Origin of the sequence: Streptomyces sp. URMC 126 (assembly GCF_051386555.1) — a bacterium.
GTDB lineage: Bacteria > Actinomycetota > Actinomycetes > Streptomycetales > Streptomycetaceae > Streptomyces.
Genome location: NZ_JBPQTX010001096.1, coordinates 1 through 253, shown reverse-complemented (window position 1 = coordinate 253; position 253 = coordinate 1). Strand labels below are relative to the sequence as shown.

Sequence of the window (253 nt, the reverse complement as noted above, 5' to 3'; positions counted from 1 at the left end):
GCTGTATACCCTGGTCTACCTGGAGGCCGCCGTCTCGACCGGCAGCATGGAAATCTTCCGCGACTACATATCCTGGCTCAGGTCGATCTTCATCTGCTACGACATCGATCCCGACGACCTTGCCGGCACGCTGGAAACCTTGCAGGAAATCTTCATCGAGCGCGGCGACGTGATCCAGGCCGAATTCCTCGAAGATTCGCTGCGGCTGATGGATACCATGGAAGACGTCCCGGCCAGCCGGCTGACCGAGGAC

Annotated in this window: 1 protein-coding gene; it reads left to right on the top strand. The window is 59.7% G+C overall.

All coding sequences use genetic code 11. The features are described 5' to 3' along the window. A partial coding sequence (locus ACSNOK_RS35230; RefSeq protein ID WP_436784762.1) for a hypothetical protein occupies window positions 1-253 on the top strand: 253 nt, incomplete at both ends.